Below are 19,377 nucleotides of genomic sequence, written 5' to 3' on the forward strand. Positions count from 1 at the left end.
GCCAGAGGTGGCGCACCGGTTTGTCAGTAACCACGAAAATGCCTCGGGCGAAAAATCGACCGAGGCATCTGGATTAAGTAACGTCTTCCCGACAGACAGCGGGTTACAGCGTATTACGCTGACTTGTGGCCGCGGGACAAGCGTTTCGTACTATCAATGCTGTTTGCCACGAGCCTGAACCGTCCACGACAAAAGGTAAACTGCTCTAGTTCTTTTCTGCTTCGTCGTTGTCCTGCTCTTTGTCGTCTTCTTCGGCCTTCGCAGGATCAGACTCAGGTTCTTCTTCTTTTCGTGCGACTTCCGTCTTTTCTGTTTTGGTGGCTTCCTGCTTTGCTTTTTGAATGGCGGCCTGAGCGGCTTTGGCCTGCTGTTCAGCCTGCTTCTTCGCTTCTGCCGCGGCTGCAAGCTGCTTCTGAAGTTTGGCGTTGGCCGCCTGAAGCTGCTTGTTCTGCGCTGCAGATTCTTTTTTCAGTGATGCCAGCGCCTGAGCTGATGCGGCGGCTTCTGTTTGAGCCTTTTCGGCTCGTTGCTTTTCCTGCTGAGTGACCTTCGTCTGCTGCTTTAGCTGATTCTGCAAAGCCGCGATCTGCTGTTCCAGCTTGGTTTTTTCGGCGGCCGCTTTTTCCTGCAACGCCACAAGCTGAGTCTTCGTGTCGGTTAGTTCTGCGGTGGCGGAATCCAGTTTGGTGCGAGTGTCTGCCAATTCCGTTTCCAGATGCTCTGCTTCCACAGACCGGTGGAGGGCTTCCCAGTGAGTCAGTGTTTCTCGAATAACGCCGTCTTTACTCTTCCACAATTTGGTCGTGGGGCCCTTGGCCGACGAAGTGGAGCAAGCGGGTTGGCATTTGGGAGCCGGGCAGCAACGACGGGCTCGACCAGCCTGCACGGTCGTGCAGCACATAAGAGTTGTCGTCAGAAGGAGGATTCGAGTTTTCATGGTGCTTCTTGAAATACGGTGGGTTTGCAGGAATTCGCCGCAGGCATGCGACGGTGTCTTCTGTCAGCAAGTGTTGCTCAAGTGAGGCAAAGGAGAAGATGTTTGATTTGGAAAAGCACGGCGAATAGGGATTGTGGCCAGCTTAGGCCGATTTTTCCACGACGTGCCATCCGTTGCACGGACGAAAGGCAGGCAATTTCACTGAATCCGGGAAACGAGATGCGAATTCTCTGGCCCCGCGGTCGAACAGAACCCGCACCCCAATGGCGGAGAATTGCAGGGCTTCTCGATATCAGGGCAGCAATCAACCCCAACGGGATTCAATAAGAAATTCTGGACCCTCCGGCGGCTTGCGTTAGACTGCCGTGTTCTGGAGATTTTCCGGACTGGTTCCTGTTTACCCCATTGCTGAAAACCCGCTGGTGCACGCACCTGACGAAATTCCTGAGGAATCCGACGACGCAAGGCAACTGCGCGAGCGGAAAGCGGTGTTTGAATCGTTTCTAAAACGAGGAAGCATCGGCTGGGCGACCGAACGGCCTTTTCTGAAGACGCTGGGGACAGGAGGGCAGGGGACGGTCCTGCTGACGGAACGTCGCGGGGCAGGCAGCTTCTGCATGCCCGTGGCTCTCAAGTTCTTTTCGCCCAACCAGTTTTCATCGACGGCCGCCTACGAAAAGGAAATGTTCCGGCTGACGGAAGTGGCTTCCATGGTGGCTCGGATTCAGGACGACCACCTTGTCGACGTTCACACCTTCATTGAAGATAACGGCATCTTCTATATGGAGATGGAGTGGATCGACGGCTACGACCTGCTGCACATCCTTCGTCGCGACACGCTGGAGATTGTGCAGGACGCTGTCACTGAAGGGCGTTGGGAAACGATCAACAAGCAGATTGTGACGTCCGGCGAAGTCGACTGCCGCCTGAAACCTGGCATGGCTGTGGCCATTTTGCGGGAATGTCTGACCGGCGTTTCGGCCCTGCATCGCCAGGGTGTCATCCATTGTGACTTAAAGCCGTCCAACGTGATGGTGAAGCGAACCGGGCAGGTGAAGCTTATCGATATCGGTTCGGCGTTCTGGGAGGGTCGCCCGCCTCAGGGCCAGCCGTGTACGCTGGAATATGCGGCCCCGGAAATTCTGTCGGGCGGACGTGCGACGCCTCAATCAGACCTGGCGAGTCTGGGTTACATGCTGCTGGAAATGTTGACGGGGTCCAAGCCGTTTGCGGGCCTGCAGTATTCTGAACTGCTGGAAGCAAAGAACACGCTGTACGAACGACTATCGGCGCTGTTGCCGCTGGATACGTTTCCGTTCAGCCAGTCGCTGATCATGCTGTTGCGTCAGTTGATTCACCCGGACCCGGCTCAACGTTTTGCTTCGGCCGAAGAAGCGGAACTGTCGGACGACGGGGCAGGCGGGTTTCTGCGCGAACTGGTGCGGTCTGAGCTGTCTCAGGAGTACGCCAGCGAACTTCGGCAGTGGATCGCCGAAATGGAAACAGACGCGATGCAAAGCAGTCAGCAGCAACACGCCAACGTTCCCGGCGGCACAACTCGCATTGTCGGACCGTGCCTTGAGCCCACCGAAATCCTGAGAGGACCTCTGTCGCAGGCCAAGGGCATGACGACAGAGTTTGACCTCTCGAAGTAGTGACTACTTCTTAGCTTCGTCGGTTGTCGCTTCGGTGTCTTCCTTCGCTTCTTTTTTGCTGACCACGTCGTTGCGCGTGATGCGGAATTTCTCGAAGCTGTCCGACGAAATCACGTAGTACCAGCCTGAGAATCGGCGGGAAAGTTCTTCTGCCTTTTCTTTGCCCTGCTTGACCTTGTCCTCGTACGCCTTCAAGTCGGTGTCGAACTTACGTTTGTCGGCATCATACTTTGTCTTCGCGGCATCGTAGGCTTCCTGAGCAATCTGCTTCGGATCCTTCTCAGGCACTTCCGGTTCGGCTTCTTCCTTATCTGACTTGGCCGCCGGAGCTTCAGTGTCTGCCTTTTTGCTCTCGGGCTTTACGTCTTCTTTGTCGGCTTTGGCAGCCGGTTCGGTCTTCTTGTCGTCGGGCTTGTCAGCCTTGGAATCATCCGATTTCTTTTCGTCAGAAGGAGCCTTCTCATCGGGCTTCTTTTCAGCAGCCGCTTCTTCCTTTTTGGTTTCGGCGGCTGGTTCAGGCTTGTCGTCGGCCTTCTCTTTTTCGGCTTCCGGAGCGGGCTCGTCGGCTGCTGGTTCGTCGGCAGCTGGCTCTTCCTCAGAAGGTTGTTCTTCTGGTTCATCTTCGAATCCGCAGGAATCATCCGCGTCGGATTCTTCAGATTCGGTCGCTTCTTCCTGAGGAGCCTCTTTCTCTTCCGTCGGTTTTTCCTCGGGTGCTTCTTCCTTTTTAGGCTCTTCTTTTTTGGCAGCGTCTTTCGCTTCTGCCTTCGCCCCCTCTTTGTCTTCCGGTTTGGTTTCTTCTTCAAGAATCGCAGGCTTCACCGGCTCAGTTGGAGCGACAGGTTTTGGTCCCAGAAGGCTTTCGTTGAAGGCCGCTTTGACCATCAGATAACGGCGTGGTCCGTCTTCTTCGTCAGATGAATCTGCATCTGCGGTATCGGCGTCGTCTTCGGATTCTGACTCGTCTGCGTCTTTCTTTTCGTCCTTCGCTGCTTCTTCCTTACTTAGGCCGACTTCGATGTCTTTGCCTGTGCCGCGAGCGATCTCACCAAAGTACAGGGTGTATTCGACGCCGTTGCTGGCGCCGGCAATCAGTTCGCCTTCGTTGGCATATAGACGCTCTTTGCCGTCCTTGTCGCCACCGATGAAGTAGCCCTGAGCCTGCATCTGCATCTGCAGAATCTGTTTGACGGCGGGGTTGATCCGAAGATTGTCATCCAGACCTTCGGGCTTCGGACGCACGCCAACGATTTTCAGTTGATCCAAGTTACTCGCGATTGACGTGACGGGACTCTTGTCCAGTTCTTCTGCGTCTTCATTCAGTTCTGCCAGAGTCCAGTCGCCGGATGTCTTCAGATCGGCTTTGGAGAATTCCAGCAGCTCTTTCTTTTCGATGACGCCGCGTTGCTCGTCGACGGAGTAGTTGTCCAGCACGATTTTCACGAGGTCGGTGGAGTTAATCTTCAGCAGGTCGGGTTCAATCCAGTCGCTGAATTTGGCGGACAGATCCACGTCCAGTTTCGCGATATAGGTCGTGTTCTTTTCCGGTTCGCGGACATAGTAATTGCCGTCGCGACCTTCGACGGGATTACCAATGATCAGGTCGACAAGGGCATTGTCGCTGCCATCGCTTAGCGTCAGGCGAGTGCCGCGTTCCTCTGCGGTTTCGGTTCCCTTGGCTGCCGGATCGACCACGCCATACAGCTTCCAGTCGTCTTTGTTGCGCGACTGCACGGCCGTTTTTTCGACACCCAACAGTGACGTCGCCGTTTTGGCAAGACGATCTTCGGCTTCCGCCGGGTAGTTGTGGTGAGAAGGAATGACCCACAGGCCGTCGTCATTCTGTTTGACGGAAAACTCCTGCACATCTTTTTCGTCGCTGTCATAGTCCACGACGGTCAAGGCGGTCGCCGTTGTGGCGTCATCGAAGTCGGGGAAGAACGGCTGACCAACTTCGGCAAATCCCTCCACCGAAGACGGCTGCGAAAATGACCATGCCGCGAACGCCAGCAAGGCAGTCAGGCCAGCAGTGCCGGCATAAGCGAGGGTTCGAGAAAGTGGATTCATGTCTCAACCTGTGTTGAAATCGAGCGGTAACGTGATTTCAGGAATGGTCGACAGCTTGCTGTCGGTTCCGGGGAAAAGTACTAGTGGCCAGCGGCAGATCAGCGTCGACGTCGTTCTGCCGAAATGGATTGCGTTTCCGACAACTGTCGTAGACCCAGAAACAATAATCCGAAGCAGATGGGAAGGATGGCGGGCAGGACATACGCAAACATTCGCACACGGTTTTCAACGCGACGAATCTCACGCTTCATCTCAAGTCCCGCCTTGCGGATTTTTGCGTTCTTCTCTCGCTCCAGTTCCTGCTCATCAAGGTCCAGTTTTCTGTTGAGCTGATCCTGTTTCTGCTTCAGCAGGGCACTCTTGCTGCGAGGGTCAAGGTCGGCCCGTTTTTCGACTTCATCGACCTCCGCCTGCAGCTCTTTACGAGCTTCGTCCAGGCGATCAGTCATCAGTTCGTCGGCCTCTTTTTCTTCCTTGTTCAGCTTCTCTCGCAACGAGCGTGTTTCGTCTTCGACGTACGTCAAAGTTCGAAGTTCGGCGCGTCGTGAGCGGAGTGGAATGAAGGTTTCTTCGCCAGCCAGTTTGTCGACGGCGTTCAGAACGAATGTGACGTTGTCGAACGCGATGTCCAGGTTGCCGCGATTTCGTTCCAGGAAGAACCAATCGCTGACCATGTCAATGTCTGAACAGAACACCACGTTCAAAGGTGTGTCGTCATCGTCGCTGGTGATGTGAGCCGCGACGACGTGAGAATATTTATCGTCATACCGCTTTGGGCTTGGGTTAATTTGAGCGGTCGGTGACATCGTCATCGGGCTGAAAGATTGGGAGATATAGTCTTCCCAGTCGAGCAGTCCGGACTGGCCGCTGGTTGTCAGCAGTGCCTCAAACTCAACGTCGTCGTCGCCGCCAGCGTCCTGAATGGTGCCGGTGTAAAGACACACGATGTCCTGCAGGTTTCTGGTGATGGGATGCTCATCGTTGAAGGCCTGACTGCTTTTTCCGCCGCGCGAGATAAACACGTATTCGGGAGGTAGCGTGCTGAATTGCGGGTGAGGTTCAGCCTTGTCATAGACGGCGCGGCCATTGTCCCATTCGACTTTCAGCGTTCGCATCAGCGATGTCAGTGCTCCGCCGTCTGCTTTTTGTTCTGGCTGTTGCCGTTGCATCCCCATCATGCCACCACCGGGACTCGGCTTTGGCAGTTTGGGAGCCATCGATAGCCCGAACTGACTTTGAGCGAAAATCGGGCAGGGGTCATCGAAGATCAGCACAGGCTTACCGGATTTAACAAACTCCAGAAAGTTGTCCATCTGCGGCTGAGTCAAAGACGACGGCATAATGGCCAGCAAGACGTCAAAGTTCTCGGCGGGCTTGTCCGTTTCGTCGGAGTCATCATCCTCGCTGTCGTCCGCTTTGTCGGGAGCCAAAATTGGCCGAGACGGATTCACGGAGATGACTTTGTACTGCTTGCGGAGTTCATTGACGATTTCCCAATCACGTCCGCCGCCCATGCCGCCGCCGGAAATGACGTTGGCATCTGTTTGCAGCACGCCGATTGTCAGACGTTCTTCCTGAGCGACCGTGCGGACCGAACGCGTGAGTTCATATTCGATCGGCAGGCCTTTGCCGAAGAACGGAATTTCAACGTTGTCCGTCGGGCTTTGTACCACGGCACCGAGAAAGACTTCCGCTTCTTCAAACTTGCCGTCCTGTTCGTATTGAAGCCGTTGAGGTGCGACGCCCAGTGCGCGAGCTTCTTCGGCTTCCTCACTGAAGGGTTCAACATCTACCAGGCGAACATCCACCATGCCGCCGCCGCGGAGGTCGAATTCTCGCAGCAGGCCCAACAACTGGCGGCGCGTCTCGCTGTAGTCGCTTGGCACTTCGGGGCTCACGAAGGCCTGAATGGTGATCTGCTGGCCATCTTCAATGTTGTTCAATGTCTGTTTGGTTGCATCCGAAAGCGTAAACAGGCCCTCAGACGTGAAGTCTGCTCGAGCTGGCCACAGGCTGATCATCACCAGCAGGCTCACAAACGTGATACACAGACAAACGGCTCGAGTGCCATACTGAACTTCCATGCCAACCGCTTCGGAAGCATTCCAGCGTCGCTTTGAAACGACGACGAAATTCAGGTACAGCATGAGTGCTGTCAGGAACGCGAAGTAGCAGAAGCTCGACAGTGGTATCACGCCTCGACTGAAGTCAACCAGTTGCTGCTCAAGGCTTAGGCCGTTAAGTGCTGTGCGAAGTTCGTAAAGCTGGCCGGTTGATCCGAATAGCGTCATCACCCATTCGGCAAGTCGCGACAGACTTCCAATGAAGACTGGTACGCAGCAGAACACGACGCCCAATACGAAGGCCACAGTGGCGCTGTTCGTCAGCGCTGAGGCGAGCATTCCGATTGATAGTAGCGACGCACCGGAAAGCCAATAGCCGAAGTAGCACGACAGCAACTGCCAGTAATCCGGTGTCCCCAGCCAGCTTAGAATCAGGCCGTTAACCAGCGAACAAAGGACGGCCACCGTGTACACACCCAGCACCGACAAGTATTTGCCGAGCAAAATTTCCACTTCTGTGGCGGGCAGAGTGAACAGCAATTCATCGGTGCCCAGCTTCTTTTCGTCCGACCAAGTCGTCATCGTGATGGCCGGAATCAGAAACAGCAGTAGCAGCGGAAACTGCTGACTGAGCTGGTCCAGATTGGCCTGGTTGGACGCGAAAAACTGCGAGTTGAAAGCCATCACCGACGCGGCGACGCAGAACACGATGATAAACAGATATCCCAGAATGCCTGAGAAGTAGCTGCGAAAGTTGCGTTTGGTAACAGCCAGAATCACGTTTGCGCGAATCATGGTGTGGTGACGCCTGTTGATGGGTTACGAATGAAGGAAAACAAAATGCGGCGAGGGACTCAGAAAACTCAGGCCGCGCTGGTCAGCGAACGGAATTTTTCTTCCATTTCCACTTCGCTGGAACCAAGGTCCGTTGTCGGTCCGTCAAAGACGATGCGACCATTGTTGATCAGCACCACTCGCGGACAGACGGCTCGTACTTCCTGCAGGATATGAGTCGACAGCAGAATGGTTTTGGTTTTGGCCAGCTCAGTGATCAGTTCCCGCACTCCGTGAACCTGATTGGGGTCGAGCCCGCTGGTGGGTTCGTCCAGGATCAGGACTTCCGGATCGTGCAGCATTGCATGAGCCATCCCGACTCGCTGACGAAAGCCGCGAGACAGTTTGGAGATCGGCTTCCGCCAGACTTCTGTCAGCGAGCACTTGTCGGCCACCCAGGCCAGCCGATCTGACAGCTTGCTGCCGCTGACACCGCGGACTTCGCCGATATACCGGAGCATGCCTTCCGGCGTCATCTCGGTGTACAGCGGGCCATTTTCCGGCAGGTATCCCAGCTTCTCGCTGGCTTTGATGCGATCTGTCGCCACGTTGATGCCTGCCAGATATGACTCACCGCGATTGGGAGCCAGGAAGCCGGTCAGCATCTTCATGGTTGTACTTTTGCCAGCCCCGTTCGGGCCCAGAAAGGCACAGATTTCACCACGCTTGACGCTAAATGATACATCCTGAGTGGCCGCAAATTCTCCGTAGAATTTGCTAAGGCCTCTGGCTTCGATCATCACGTCGGTCGCGGTGTCTGCCGATTGGGCGGCATTCGATTCAGCAACGTCTGAGGTCGCACTCATGGCGTAAGTCTCGAATTGTCTTGTGGTTATTAACTGTAGAAACCGGCGGCTGCCGTCGGTCTGAGGTGGGCACCGAAGTGATTCCAGTGGAACGTTTCGGTGTATCGTTCGGCGATTAGGAAAGGTGGGTTCGCCGGATTTTTGTCACAGTCGTTGCGGGGTAAATCCGCGACGACCGGGGCACTTCCACAAGTGGAAAGCGAAGTCCGTTCTATGAACCCCTCTATCCTGCCGTAACGGCAGTAAGATTGCCAGCTTACCGGGCGTGCAAATCGCATTCCATTGTGAGTGGCTGTGATTCAGGCAGATTCCCTGCCGCGAGACGTTGCCGCTGGCGTTCATTTCCGGAAACAGAATTGCGAATTCCTGACCGCGAACGGCCGATTCTCGGCTGTGTCAGGTTTGTGTACATTTCCGGCGTCACCCACTGTTCTCACGAAGGATTCCATCACCATGCCACAACTTGGCGTCAACATCGATCACGTCGCAACACTGCGTCAGGCTCGCCTTACCAATGAACCGGACCCAGTGCACGCGGCCGTGCTGGCAGAGCAGGGCGGGGCCGACGGTATCACCGTGCATCTGCGCGAAGATCGCCGTCACATCCAGGAGCGCGATGTACGAATTCTGCGGCAGACGATTCGCGTGAAACTGAATTTTGAAATGGCGGTCGAACAGGCGATCGTCGACTTCGCACTCGACATTCTGCCGGACCAGGCGACGCTGGTTCCCGAAAAACGCGAAGAACTGACAACAGAAGGCGGCTTGGATGTCGCTGGTCAGCGAGACCGAATTCACAATTGCATCGAACAGCTGCATCAAAGCAACATCAGTGTGAGTCTGTTTATCGATCCGGATGTCGCTCAGGTCGAAGCCGCTCGCGAACTGGGAGTGGACGCGGTCGAACTGCACACCGGAGCGTACGCCGACGCGAAGTCCGACACAGATCGTGCCGCCGAACTAGGCCGCATTCACGAAGCCAGCAACTGGGCACTGCAGCAGGGCCTTGTACTGAACATGGGGCACGGTCTCACGTATCGCAATGTCAAACCAATCGCTGAGATCGAAGGCGTCCACGAAGTCAACATCGGCCACAGCATCATCAGTCATGCGGTGATGGTTGGGTTCGAAAGAGCGGTCCGGGAAATGAAGGACCTTGTGGCGGGTTGAACGTTCAACGATTCAGCCCGGTCAAATGCGACCGCTTCAAATCACTTCACCGCGAGGATGGATGAAAAGTTGAAGCATTGGAACCACGGCGCGACGGAACGGAATCCGGCGTTGGTCAGGCGTTCGACATGAGTTGCCAGTGTTTCGGGGATGAGGCGGTTTTCGATGGCCGTTCGTTTTTGAGCGATCTCAAGGTCGCTGTAACCGTGGGCTCGTTTGTAGTCGTGGTGCAGGTCGGTCATCAGCTGTTGTTGAGCGGCATCTTCGAAGCAGATTTTCTCTGACAACAATAAGGCTCCGCCAGGCTGCATGCCTGCGGCCACCTTCTGAATTAACGTCGTGCGTTCTTCGGGCGGCAGAAACTGAAGCGTTAAATTCAGCACGACTACCGATGCGTTTTCAATTGGCACTTCACGAATGTCGGCCTGCACCGTGGTGACCTTCGCACCGCCGGCGTTGTCTTTTTCCAGACGAGCGTTCAGCTTCGAAATCATGGCGGCGGAACTGTCGACCGCGATCACGCGGCAATCGGTGGCCGCATTCTGTTGCAACAGAACCGTGCCGGCTCCCAGCGAACAACCGAGGTCGTACAACGTGGTGGCGGGTTGCGAATACCGTTCGGCCGTTTGAGCGATCATGGACAGCATCGACGCGTAGCCGGGCACGGATCGCCGGATCATGTCTGGGAACACGTCCGCGACGGCGTCGTCGAATTCAAAGTCCCCAACGTGATGCAGCGGGACAGAATAGATGCGGTCCTGTGCCATAGTTGTTCTCTGCGAATGTTGGCTACAACACTTCCGCTGTCTGAATGCCCAGCAGACTCAGCCCAGTCTTTAACGCCCGCGCCATCAAATCGCACAATACAAGTCGACTGTTTTTCAGCTCCGGCGATTCCGCTTTCTGCACCGAACAGTTTGCGTAAAACGTACTGAATCGGCCTGCAGTTTCGAACAACCATGCCGTCATCATGTTGGGCCGGTAGTCCGTCAAAACTGATTCAATGGCCGAATCGAACTGAATCAACTGCAACGACAGCGCGCGTTCTTCTGGTGTCGACAGCAGCACTTCGCCGCCTGCCGTTTTTAGCGAATCGCGATCAATTTCAAGCTGCCGAAAGATCCCGCAGATTCTGGCGTAGGCGTATTGCATGTAGGTCGCCGTGTCGCCGCTGGTGGCCAGCATTTTGTCCCAGTCGAACGTGTAATCGCTGTCGCGGTTATGATGCAGGTCTGCGTATTTGATGCCGCCCGTGCCGACGATTTCGGCCACGTCGGCTCGCTGCGAATCGTCCAGCATCGGCGTTTCGCGACGGTCATCGTTTTCATCGACGATGGATTTCGCACGGCCGATCGCTTCTTCAATCAGGCTTTCCAGGCCGACGTTGTCTCCTGACCGCGTCTTGAAGGGCTTGCCGTCTTTGCCCATCACGGTTCCGAAGCTGACGTGCTGACACGTCACGTTTTCATAACCCCACCGCCGACAGGTTTCGAACAGCAGGTTGAAGTGTTCGGACTGGCGTTTGTCCACGACGTATAGAATTTCGTCGGCCTTTAGTTCTTCCACGCGATACTGGATGGTGGCCAGGTCAGTGGTGGCGTATGTGTAGGCCCCGTCGGATTTCTGCACGATAAACGGAGCGTCGTTGCCTGGCTGGAATACGCATGTGGCTCCGTCGCTTTCCGTCGCCAGTCCCTTTTCCTTCAGCCCGGAAACCACATCGGTCAGCATCGGGTTGTAGTAGCTTTCGCCTAAAGTCAGGTCGAACTTCACGCCGAGTCGGTCGTAGACATGGTTAAGTGCCTGCAGACACGCTGGCAGAAATTCGTCCCACAGTTTCTGGTTGTCCGCGTCGCCTGCATGCAGTTTTGATGTTTCCTGACGAGCTGCTTTGGCGATGTCCGGGTGAGCGTCCGCCTGAGTCTTCAATGCCGCGTCACCGTCGACAACGGCAATTTTTTCTTCCGCCGATTTGATCGCATCGCGCGTCGCGTCGACGGCCTTGCGGTCACTCTTCAGTTTCTTCTTCGCCTTCTTGTCAGCAGGATCGGCGGCCGCTTCGGCTTCGGCCAGATCTGTCTGCTGTTGTTCCAGCTTCTGTTTGAGTTCCGGAAGTTTGGCAGCGGCAGAATGGTAGTCAGAAAGTTGGTTGACCAGTTTGTACAGGCGAGCCAGCTCGGCAACCGGATCGGCCTGATATGCGGCATCATCCACGAAGTTACGGTAACCGTAGATGATCATGCCGAACTGAGTCCCCCAATCGCCGATGTGGTTATCGCTAGTGACTTTGTGACCGGCGAACTTTAGCGTTCGGCAGATGGAATCACCAATTACGGAACTGCGCAAGTGTCCGACGTGCATTGGCTTGGCGACGTTGGGCGAAGAATAATCGACGATCACATGCTTCGGCTGCTCAACGGGTGCAACGCCCAGGCGATCATCCCCGGCGATGGATCGCACGCGTTCGGCAATCCAGTCGTCTTTCAGCTTCAGGTTAATGAAGCCCGGACCGGCCACTTCCGGCGTTTCACACAGATCGGCTACGTCCAGGGCCGCAACGATTTCGGCAGCGATATCGCGAGGCGCTTTGCCAAGTTTCTTCGCCAGCGGCATGGCGCAGTTGGCCTGGAAGTCGCCGAATTTTGGGTCCTGCGACGGCCGAATCATCTCCAGCAGCGGCGCGACATCGTCCGCCAACGGAGCCAGCGCGGTTTGGAATCGAGAACGTAGAAGACTGGTGATGCTCATGAAGTTTGACGTGAAAGCAGTTGGATAAACTCAGGAACAGGCCGCAGGGCAAGGGAAATTTCGGCCGCAGGATAGCTGTTTATTCGTGCAAGCGTTAGCCCACAGAATTGGTCGCCAACCGCCCGCCGATTGCCCGCCCGAATTCTTCGCGATAGACTCGCAGGCTGGCCCGCATCGCTGAATGCCTGGCTCACGGCCCCAATTCCGATACCTGAAATCCGGAGTCCACTTTGATGAAAAGAATCCTGCCCGCCATCGCCGTTGTATTTGGCATCGTTCAATTGCTGCCCGTCGCTGAGGCTCAACTACCTCAGCCAGTGCGAATGGGCTGCGGCGATATGACCTTCGACACGGTGCCCGGCTGGGGGCTGGGTGAGGACGGGAAATCGCAGATCGGGGCAACTCACGGAGCCGTCGTGATCGACAAGGCCGGACGGATTTACACGAGTGCCCAGTTGGGCGTGTTCGTGTTTTCGCCGGATGGGAAAATCGTCAACCGGTTTCTGGGTGACGAATATTCTAACATTCACGACATGGAAATTCGCAACGAAGCCGACGGCGAATTCATCTATGGAGCTCGCAACAAAAACGCCGAAGGCATCAAGTTCAGCGCGGAAACCGGCGACATCGTTTTGAAGCTGCCATTTCCCAAAGAATCGGGACTCGACCTGAAGAAGTTCAATCCCACGGCCATCACCGTCGCACCGAACGGGGACATCATTCTGTCGGACGGCTATGCCAGCAATCATATTTTCAAGTTCGACAAGAACGGCAAGTACCTGATGCACTTTGGTTCCAAAGGCAACGGGCTGAAGGAATTCAACACGGCTCACGGCATGACGCTGGATACGCGCTACGATCCACCTCGACTGCTGATTTGCGACCGCAACCACACACCGCCCGGATTCGAAAAGCCTCGCGGACGACTGTTGCACTACAGCCTCGACGGTGAATTCATCGACGTCGTGATGACGGGTCTGGGAATGCCGACGTCCGCCACTGTGCAGGGCGATTTCGTTTCGGTGCCGGACCTGAACGGCCGACTCGTGATTCTCGATAAGACCAACGTCATTATCGCCGTGCTGGGTCACAACCCTGATTCCTCGAAAGGAACGAACTTCGGCATCAAGCAGGAAGACTGGATCGAAGGCATCTTCAGCGGGACTCACGGTTCGTACTGGGACAAGGACGGAAACCTGTACGTGCAGGATTGGAACGTGTCCGGACGAATTATGAAGCTGGTGAAGGTGAAGAGTTAGCAGTTCGGCGCGCTATTGGTCTAGTGCCTCCGCTTCAGACGCGCTTAGCAGGCCGTCGTGGTCGCGGTCCAGCTGGTCGAAGATTTCGCGAGGGCCGAGGAATTCGCGGATCGATACGTCGCGGTCCTGGTTGCGATCCATTCGACGAAACCAATCCGGACCGCTAAGCCCCGACAGGCCAGGGAGAATGGCGTCCATCGATCGAGCTTCCATGCCCATGGTTTGCATCGTGTCGACTCGAAAAGATTGAGCCTGCCCCAGTCCAATGTTCAATGCGTAGGCGGTGCCCAGTTCAGATTCTGATAATCGCTGGTCGCCGTTCACGTCGTATTCCAGCAGCGCGTTAAAGCCTTCCAGAAGTTCTCGTTGGCTGAGTCGTCGATCGACGTTGGCGTCCAATAGTTTGAACAGTGTCTTGCCATCCTGCCGAATCGTGACTTCGATTTTGCTTTGAGTCGCGATGGCGTCGCGTTCGATAAACATTTTCAGTTCGTCGCGAAACAGCATTTCATCGCCGTTAAGATCGACATCAGCGTATTGAGCCGTCATTTGGTTTTGAGCCAATTGCTGCTGAATGGTGGAGAACTCGTCTTCCGTGACATAGCCGTTTTTGTCGCCGTCCGCGACGGAGAAGCGTTGCAAAATAAAGCTGGTCAGAAAGCTGCGGGTCGTCGCGCTACCGCCTCGAGCGCGCACGTCGATTTGCATTTCGTCGACGATGAGCTTCACGCGACCCTTGCGCCGTGGTTCTGCTGTAGCAGTGCAGAAGGCGGTGGCGTGTTCTGAGATTTCGAATTTCAAATCGCTGCGATTAGGACGATCGGATAACAGAATATTCGCCGTCAAATGAAAGGGTGGAGCCTTCAACAGCGCCCGGCATTCTTCGACAGAAAGTTTGCTGTCTTTATCGAGATCGTAAGCAGCTACCATGTCCGGTGGCAGCCGCAGGTTCGCGACGGGCAATGATTGTGAATCCCCGTAACGGTTGGCGAGCTGGTCTGCGGTGCGTGCGATCGACGCTGTGTCGCTGAGCTGCACGAACGGCAGGTTTGCCACGTCCGGCGTAACGGCGGCCTGTTGGTTTCGAGGATCGCGAAACGGCATCAACTCAGACGCGCTGAAGGTCTGGTCGTCGTCGAGGTCTCGAAACCGCATCGAGAACGTGCCGTCGGCCAGCTCTTCCCGCGACACGTTGCCGTCTCCGTCCTGATCGATCAAAGAAGCCAGCCGGACGGCTTCCGAAGCCTGAATTGCGGCCGCCGTAACGTCAAAGCTTTTGCTCAGTTCGCCAGCCAGCCATGTCGTAAAGCGGTCCACGGAAACGCTGGTCGCATTTTTGTCGCCGGCGGATTGTTGCAGACACCGTTGAGCGGTTCGCGCTTTTGTTTGCTGCAGTAGTCGAGCGGGAATGAGTTCCAGTTCGGCCAGCGAGAGTTCTCCGTTTCGGTCAATGTCCGTTTTGCTGGCAAGGAACTTCGTGACCCACAGGCGGTAGGCTTCGCCGTCGACCGAAATCCGCAGCTCAGCAAACACGGGGCCTTCCGGGGCGAGAATCACCATCGCGGCTTTATCGGCGGTGACGTCTTGAACCTGTCCGAATACGGATGCAGAAAACGACATCACCGCCAGCAACGTCCAGGGCGTCAGGTTTCGCGAAAGAAATCTCATGGGCCGAAGTCACAAAAGGAAAAGTTGCCCGACGGGTTTCATACGGGATAATCAGTATACCAAACGGGTAATCGAATCGAGGATTTGTCCGACAACCACCGTTCTCGCAAGTTATTGTGGGAGTGGACGATCGGGCGACGCAAGCTCGGGTGAGGGCAGGGTGAGTAAGTGTGGTCGTCGCCGAATGCCGGCTGCCGCTTCAATATTGCATCGTTTTTTCGACCTCCCCCTACGCTGCACGTGGGGTAAGGTACAGGTGATGGGGCGGCTTTCCACAACCGTGCCTCGTTCAGGATTTCTTTGCGATTCCAGCCGAAACTGTCTATTCTCAGCACTTCTGAACGCTGCAGGGCAAACAACCTGAAACACAGCTTAAAACCAAATGCGGCCCAACCGCGTGAGAGTGAATGAATATGCGTCTGTTGAGACCCGGAATGGTCCGGCATTTGTCTGGAAAAGTCGCGGCCTGCGGCATCCTGCTGCTAATCATCGTTGGCAGCACCGTTTGCGCCGATGAACCTCATGCGGAATTCATCGACAAACTGCGGCAACGCAAGTACTTCGACACCGCTCTGGAGTACATCGAGCAACTGCAACAGCGTTCTGACCTGCCGCAGGATTTTGCGAATACGCTGGAACTGGAACGCGGCATTACGTACCGCGAAATGGGCTCGTCGCTGCGAGTTCCCGAAGACCGCGAGCAGGCTCAGGGACAAGCGGAACGGTCGTTGAAGAAGTTCACCAGCGAACATCCACAACACCCGCGAGCAGCGTATGCCAACTTCGAGCTGGGCCAACTGCTGCTGGACCGAGCTCGCACTTTACTGTGGGACGCTGATGCCCCGTCGAATGCTGATCGTCGTGCTGAAATCCAAACGCAGGCCCGAGCGTTGATTGATCAGGCTCAGGCGATCTACCAAAAATCGCACGACCAGTATGACGCTCAACAAAAAGCGTTCCCCAGCTTCATCGACAAAACCGAAGACCCGGAACAGTTCGAAGCGCGGCAGGACGTTTTTTACAAGTACCTGAAAGCCGCCTTTAACCTGGCTCGATGCACCTACGAACGCGGTCAGACGTTTGAAAAGGGGACGAAGGAACGCACTGAAACGCTGATCAAGGCGTCCGAAGAATTCGAAGCGATTTCGTCGGCGTGGCGCAGCTTCCCGGTTGGGCGGCACGCCTACCTGATGATGGGTAAGTGCTTTCAGGAACAGGACGACATTAGTCGCGCTTTGGGGCTGTACAACACAATCATTAACGATGATTCGCAACATCCGGCGATGCTGCAGTTGAAGTCATATGCGCTGCAGTTTCGGTTGATCTGCCTGAACCACGAAAAGCGCAGCGACTATCAGCTTGTGATCAACGAAGCGACTCGCTGGTTAAACGACAAAATCAACCGCTCCCGTCTTTACACTGAACAGGGCCTCGGAATTCTGTGGGAGAAGGCTCGCGCGGAAGAACAGCTTTCGAAGGACCGAACGCTGGACGCCAAACAGCAGACAGCACTCAAGCGACAGACAATCGCGGATGCCAATACGGTCGCCAAGTTTCCCAGTCCGTATCGCGAACCGGCCGTCGCGATGGCTCGCCGCATCAACGCCAGCCTTGGCGAAAAGGATGCGGAGCCCAAAGACTTCGACACCGCCTTCGAACGCGGCAGCGGGTTGATCACGCAAAAAGCGGATCTCGACCAGGCCGTGAAGGACGCCAAATCTGGCGACGAACGTCAGAAAGCCATTCAGGCTCGCGACGCCCACATGAACGAAATTTCGCGCATGTTTGAACTCGCACTTTCCATGCGAGACGAAGACAGCGATCCCAAAGCGGTCGCTCAGGCACGCTACTTTTTGTCCTACGCCTACATGGTGCAGCGCAAAAACTATGAAGCCATTATTCTGTCGCGTTACTGCATGGACGCAGATCGACTTACTCACCCGGATTCTGCTCTTAACGCGACAGAAATCGCCATTCAGTCGGCCGTGCAGGCCTTCAACGACGCAGGCGACAATCAGGAGTTCGAACTCGATTTGCTGAAACAGATTTGCGAACAGATCGTATCGCAGTATCCGCAATCCGCTCGCGGCAACGAAGCTCGCATTCGTCTGGGCCAGGTCTATCGCGACCTGAAGCAACCCCTTAAAGCGGCGGAAACATATTTGACCGTGCCGGAAAATTCGTCCGACTATGCGTCCTCCCGATTGCAGGCCGGCCAGTCTTACTGGTTGGCGTGGCTGACCAATTCGGCGGGCACCCTGTCTGCAGGCACATCAGGAGACGGTCAGGCGGAACACGACGAAGCGGCGGTCAGTAAGTGGAAAACCGACGCCACCAAGCTGCTGCAGGAAGGCTTAACGCTGGCTCGTCAAAAGCTGGGCGACAACGTTAAGCCCACGTCTGAAATGGCGGCGGCTGAAGTTTCGCTCGCGACCATCAACAACATGGACGGCAATTTCGATCAGACGATTCAGCGGCTAACGTCCGGCGGCGAAAATTCTGTCATCAGCCTGCTTCAGGTTCCAGAAGGCGAAAGCCGACCGGACAAAGGCGTTCAAAGCAGCGACTTCGCCGGGCAGGCGTACCGGCTTCTGCTTCGAGCCTACGTGGGCGTACAACAAATCGACAACGCTCTGGCGACGATGAATGGGCTGGAGGCAATTGGCGGCCAGGACACGACTGCCGTGTACACGCAGCTTGGCCAGGAGTTGCAGGCCGAACTCGAACGGCTGTCTGAAACCGGAGAAGCCGAACGGCTGGCTCAGGTGCGTTCGTCCTTCGAACAGTTCCTTGAAAAAGTTTACGCTCAGCGAGACCAGTCCGATTACAACTCGCTGCTGTGGATCGGCGAAACGTACTTTGGACTCGGTAAGGGCGTGAAAGAGGACACCGCCGCCGCCTCTGCCTACTTCCAGAAAGCGACTCAGGCCTATCAGGAAATTCTGCAGAACAACCTTGCTGCCGACGGTGCCATCACTGCCATCAAGCTGCGTCTGATTCGCTGCAAACGAGCTCAGGGAAATTACGAAGAAGCTGTCACGCTGGCTCAGGATGTGTTGACCGCCAGCCCTCTGTCGCTGGATGTGCAATTCGAAGCCGCGCACACGCTGGCCGACTGGGGAGCAGACCCGAACGGTCAGCCGGAGAAGCTGTTGACGTCGATCAAAGGCGTCGACAAAGTGATCTGGGGTTGGTCCGGAATCACCAGCAAGCTGCAGGCTCGACAAAGTTCTCCCGACTGGAAAGATCTCAAAGACCGCTTCCTGGAAGCTCGTCTGGAGTACATTCGCAGTCGATACCGTTACGCCAAAACGGGAGCCGCCGACGGCAGAAAGCAGCTGCAGTCGGGCCTCGCTGAGATCACGATTTTCGCTCAGGTCTTTCCTGATCTGGACGACGCATGGTTCGCAAAATTTGACCAGCTCTATCAGGACATCCAGGTGGATCTTGGTCAGGCCGCCGTCGCTTTGGAAAGGCCCAAACCCTTGGAGCTTCCGCCTCAGAATGTTGCTGCGAATTCAGAAGAACAGGAAGCCGATAATGCGGCCACGCCTCAGCCTGTGACACAATCGCCGCCGCCGTCAGAAGGCCCCGGTTGGCTGATGGGGACGCTGGCAATCGCTCTGGCCGCAGGCGGTGGATTTGCGTTTTACAAACTGATGAGCAAACCGCAAAAACGGCGACGAACTTTTGCACCAGCCGGCGGATCATTCACTCCTCCACCGGGAACAGGCAGCGATGCCACGGGCGGCGACGCGCCGGACTTCAGCAGCCTTGCCGGCAATAAAGCGGGAGCGGCCGTCGCCGCTCCACCACGGAAGAAAACGGCCAGCAAGGCGGCCGCGACACCCGGTACGGCTCGAAAAAAGCGAGTTCTCACGCCGGAAGAGATGGTGAAGTACAAAGCGGCAAAGGCAGCCAAAGCCAAAGCGGCAGCTCAGCAAGCCGCAGCAGGCGGTAAAAAAGTTGTGAAGAAGAAAGGTGTGCAGCGGCTGAGCACGTCGGCTGCTGGAACGTCGCCTCCCGTTGGAAATGACCCGCCCGTTCGAAAAGTCGTGAAGAAGAGAGTCAAGAAACGTCCGCCGCAACCGCCACCGAACGAGGGATGAGTTCGCCAGACGGTGCTGTTGTCTCAAACGTTTCTACTACCATTTCGTTCAGCTCTTGCCG

Annotated in this window: 11 protein-coding genes; 4 read left to right on the forward strand and 7 right to left on the reverse strand. The window is 55.9% G+C overall.

The features are described 5' to 3' along the window. Positions 1-205 precede the first annotated feature (205 nt). Positions 206-937, reverse strand: a complete 732-nt coding sequence (locus Fuma_RS24495; protein ID WP_077026433.1) for a hypothetical protein — start codon at positions 935-937, stop codon at positions 206-208. A gap of 422 nt (positions 938-1,359) precedes the next feature. Here Fuma_RS24495 and Fuma_RS24500 point away from each other — a divergent pair, with 422 nt between their 5' ends. Then, positions 1,360-2,592 carry a serine/threonine-protein kinase gene (locus tag Fuma_RS24500; protein WP_158521115.1) on the forward strand — a complete coding sequence of 411 codons (1,233 nt, stop codon included), beginning with the start codon at positions 1,360-1,362 and terminating at the stop codon, positions 2,590-2,592. 3 nt (positions 2,593-2,595) lie between these two features. Here Fuma_RS24500 and Fuma_RS24505 read toward each other — a convergent pair whose 3' ends face one another. From Fuma_RS24505 to Fuma_RS24515, 3 genes are all read right to left on the reverse strand, one after another. Further along, entirely contained in the window at positions 2,596-4,659 is a 2,064-nt protein-coding gene (locus Fuma_RS24505; protein WP_077026435.1) for a DUF4340 domain-containing protein, read from the reverse strand. 98 nt (positions 4,660-4,757) lie between these two features. Then, positions 4,758-7,517 carry a Gldg family protein gene (locus tag Fuma_RS24510; RefSeq protein WP_077026436.1) on the reverse strand — a complete coding sequence of 920 codons (2,760 nt, stop codon included), beginning with the start codon at positions 7,515-7,517 and terminating at the stop codon, positions 4,758-4,760. Between the two features lie 68 nt (positions 7,518-7,585). Next, entirely contained in the window at positions 7,586-8,362 is a 777-nt protein-coding gene (locus Fuma_RS24515; protein ID WP_077026437.1) for an ABC transporter ATP-binding protein, read from the reverse strand. A 453-nt stretch (positions 8,363-8,815) separates the two neighbouring features. Here Fuma_RS24515 and Fuma_RS24520 point away from each other — a divergent pair, with 453 nt between their 5' ends. Beyond that, a complete protein-coding gene (locus Fuma_RS24520; RefSeq protein WP_077028529.1) occupies positions 8,816-9,532 on the forward strand; it encodes a pyridoxine 5'-phosphate synthase in 717 nt (238 codons plus the stop codon). Between the two features lie 41 nt (positions 9,533-9,573). Here Fuma_RS24520 and cmoA read toward each other — a convergent pair whose 3' ends face one another. Next, complete coding sequence (cmoA, locus tag Fuma_RS24525; protein ID WP_077026438.1) at positions 9,574-10,299, reverse strand: carboxy-S-adenosyl-L-methionine synthase CmoA; 726 nt, start codon at positions 10,297-10,299, stop codon at positions 9,574-9,576. Between the two features lie 22 nt (positions 10,300-10,321). Further along, positions 10,322-12,280 (reverse strand): arginine--tRNA ligase, encoded by a 1,959-nt coding sequence (argS, locus tag Fuma_RS24530; protein WP_077026439.1) that lies wholly within the window; start codon positions 12,278-12,280, stop codon positions 10,322-10,324. Between the two features lie 233 nt (positions 12,281-12,513). Here argS and Fuma_RS24535 point away from each other — a divergent pair, with 233 nt between their 5' ends. Further along, a complete protein-coding gene (locus Fuma_RS24535) occupies positions 12,514-13,539 on the forward strand; it encodes an NHL repeat-containing protein (RefSeq protein ID WP_077026440.1) in 1,026 nt (341 codons plus the stop codon). Between the two features lie 12 nt (positions 13,540-13,551). Here the strand turns inward: Fuma_RS24535 and Fuma_RS24540 are convergent, their stop codons facing one another. Continuing rightward, complete coding sequence (locus Fuma_RS24540; protein ID WP_077026441.1) at positions 13,552-15,207, reverse strand: hypothetical protein; 1,656 nt, start codon at positions 15,205-15,207, stop codon at positions 13,552-13,554. Positions 15,208-15,620: 413 nt separating this feature from the next. Here Fuma_RS24540 and Fuma_RS24545 point away from each other — a divergent pair, with 413 nt between their 5' ends. After that, entirely contained in the window at positions 15,621-19,316 is a 3,696-nt protein-coding gene (locus Fuma_RS24545; RefSeq protein ID WP_145944356.1) for a tetratricopeptide repeat protein, read from the forward strand. Positions 19,317-19,377: the final 61 nt, after the last annotated feature.

It is taken from the genome of Fuerstiella marisgermanici (assembly GCF_001983935.1).
GTDB lineage: Bacteria > Planctomycetota > Planctomycetia > Planctomycetales > Planctomycetaceae > Fuerstiella > Fuerstiella marisgermanici.

What these genes read in the sequence shown, in the direction of transcription:
- Fuma_RS24495 (WP_077026433.1), bottom strand. Translation starts at nt 937, where the DNA reads ATGAAAACTCGAATCCTCCTTCTGACGACAACTCTTATGTGCTGCACG.
- Fuma_RS24505 (WP_077026435.1), bottom strand. Translation starts at nt 4,659, where the DNA reads ATGAATCCACTTTCTCGAACCCTCGCTTATGCCGGCACTGCTGGCCTG.
- Fuma_RS24510 (WP_077026436.1), bottom strand. Translation starts at nt 7,517, where the DNA reads ATGATTCGCGCAAACGTGATTCTGGCTGTTACCAAACGCAACTTTCGC.
- Fuma_RS24515 (WP_077026437.1), bottom strand. Translation starts at nt 8,362, where the DNA reads ATGAGTGCGACCTCAGACGTTGCTGAATCGAATGCCGCCCAATCGGCA.
- Fuma_RS24520 (WP_077028529.1), top strand. Translation starts at nt 8,816, where the DNA reads ATGCCACAACTTGGCGTCAACATCGATCACGTCGCAACACTGCGTCAG.
- cmoA (WP_077026438.1), bottom strand. Translation starts at nt 10,299, where the DNA reads ATGGCACAGGACCGCATCTATTCTGTCCCGCTGCATCACGTTGGGGAC.
- argS (WP_077026439.1), bottom strand. Translation starts at nt 12,280, where the DNA reads ATGAGCATCACCAGTCTTCTACGTTCTCGATTCCAAACCGCGCTGGCT.
- Fuma_RS24535 (WP_077026440.1), top strand. Translation starts at nt 12,514, where the DNA reads ATGAAAAGAATCCTGCCCGCCATCGCCGTTGTATTTGGCATCGTTCAA.
- Fuma_RS24540 (WP_077026441.1), bottom strand. Translation starts at nt 15,207, where the DNA reads ATGAGATTTCTTTCGCGAAACCTGACGCCCTGGACGTTGCTGGCGGTG.
- Fuma_RS24545 (WP_145944356.1), top strand. Translation starts at nt 15,621, where the DNA reads ATGCGTCTGTTGAGACCCGGAATGGTCCGGCATTTGTCTGGAAAAGTC.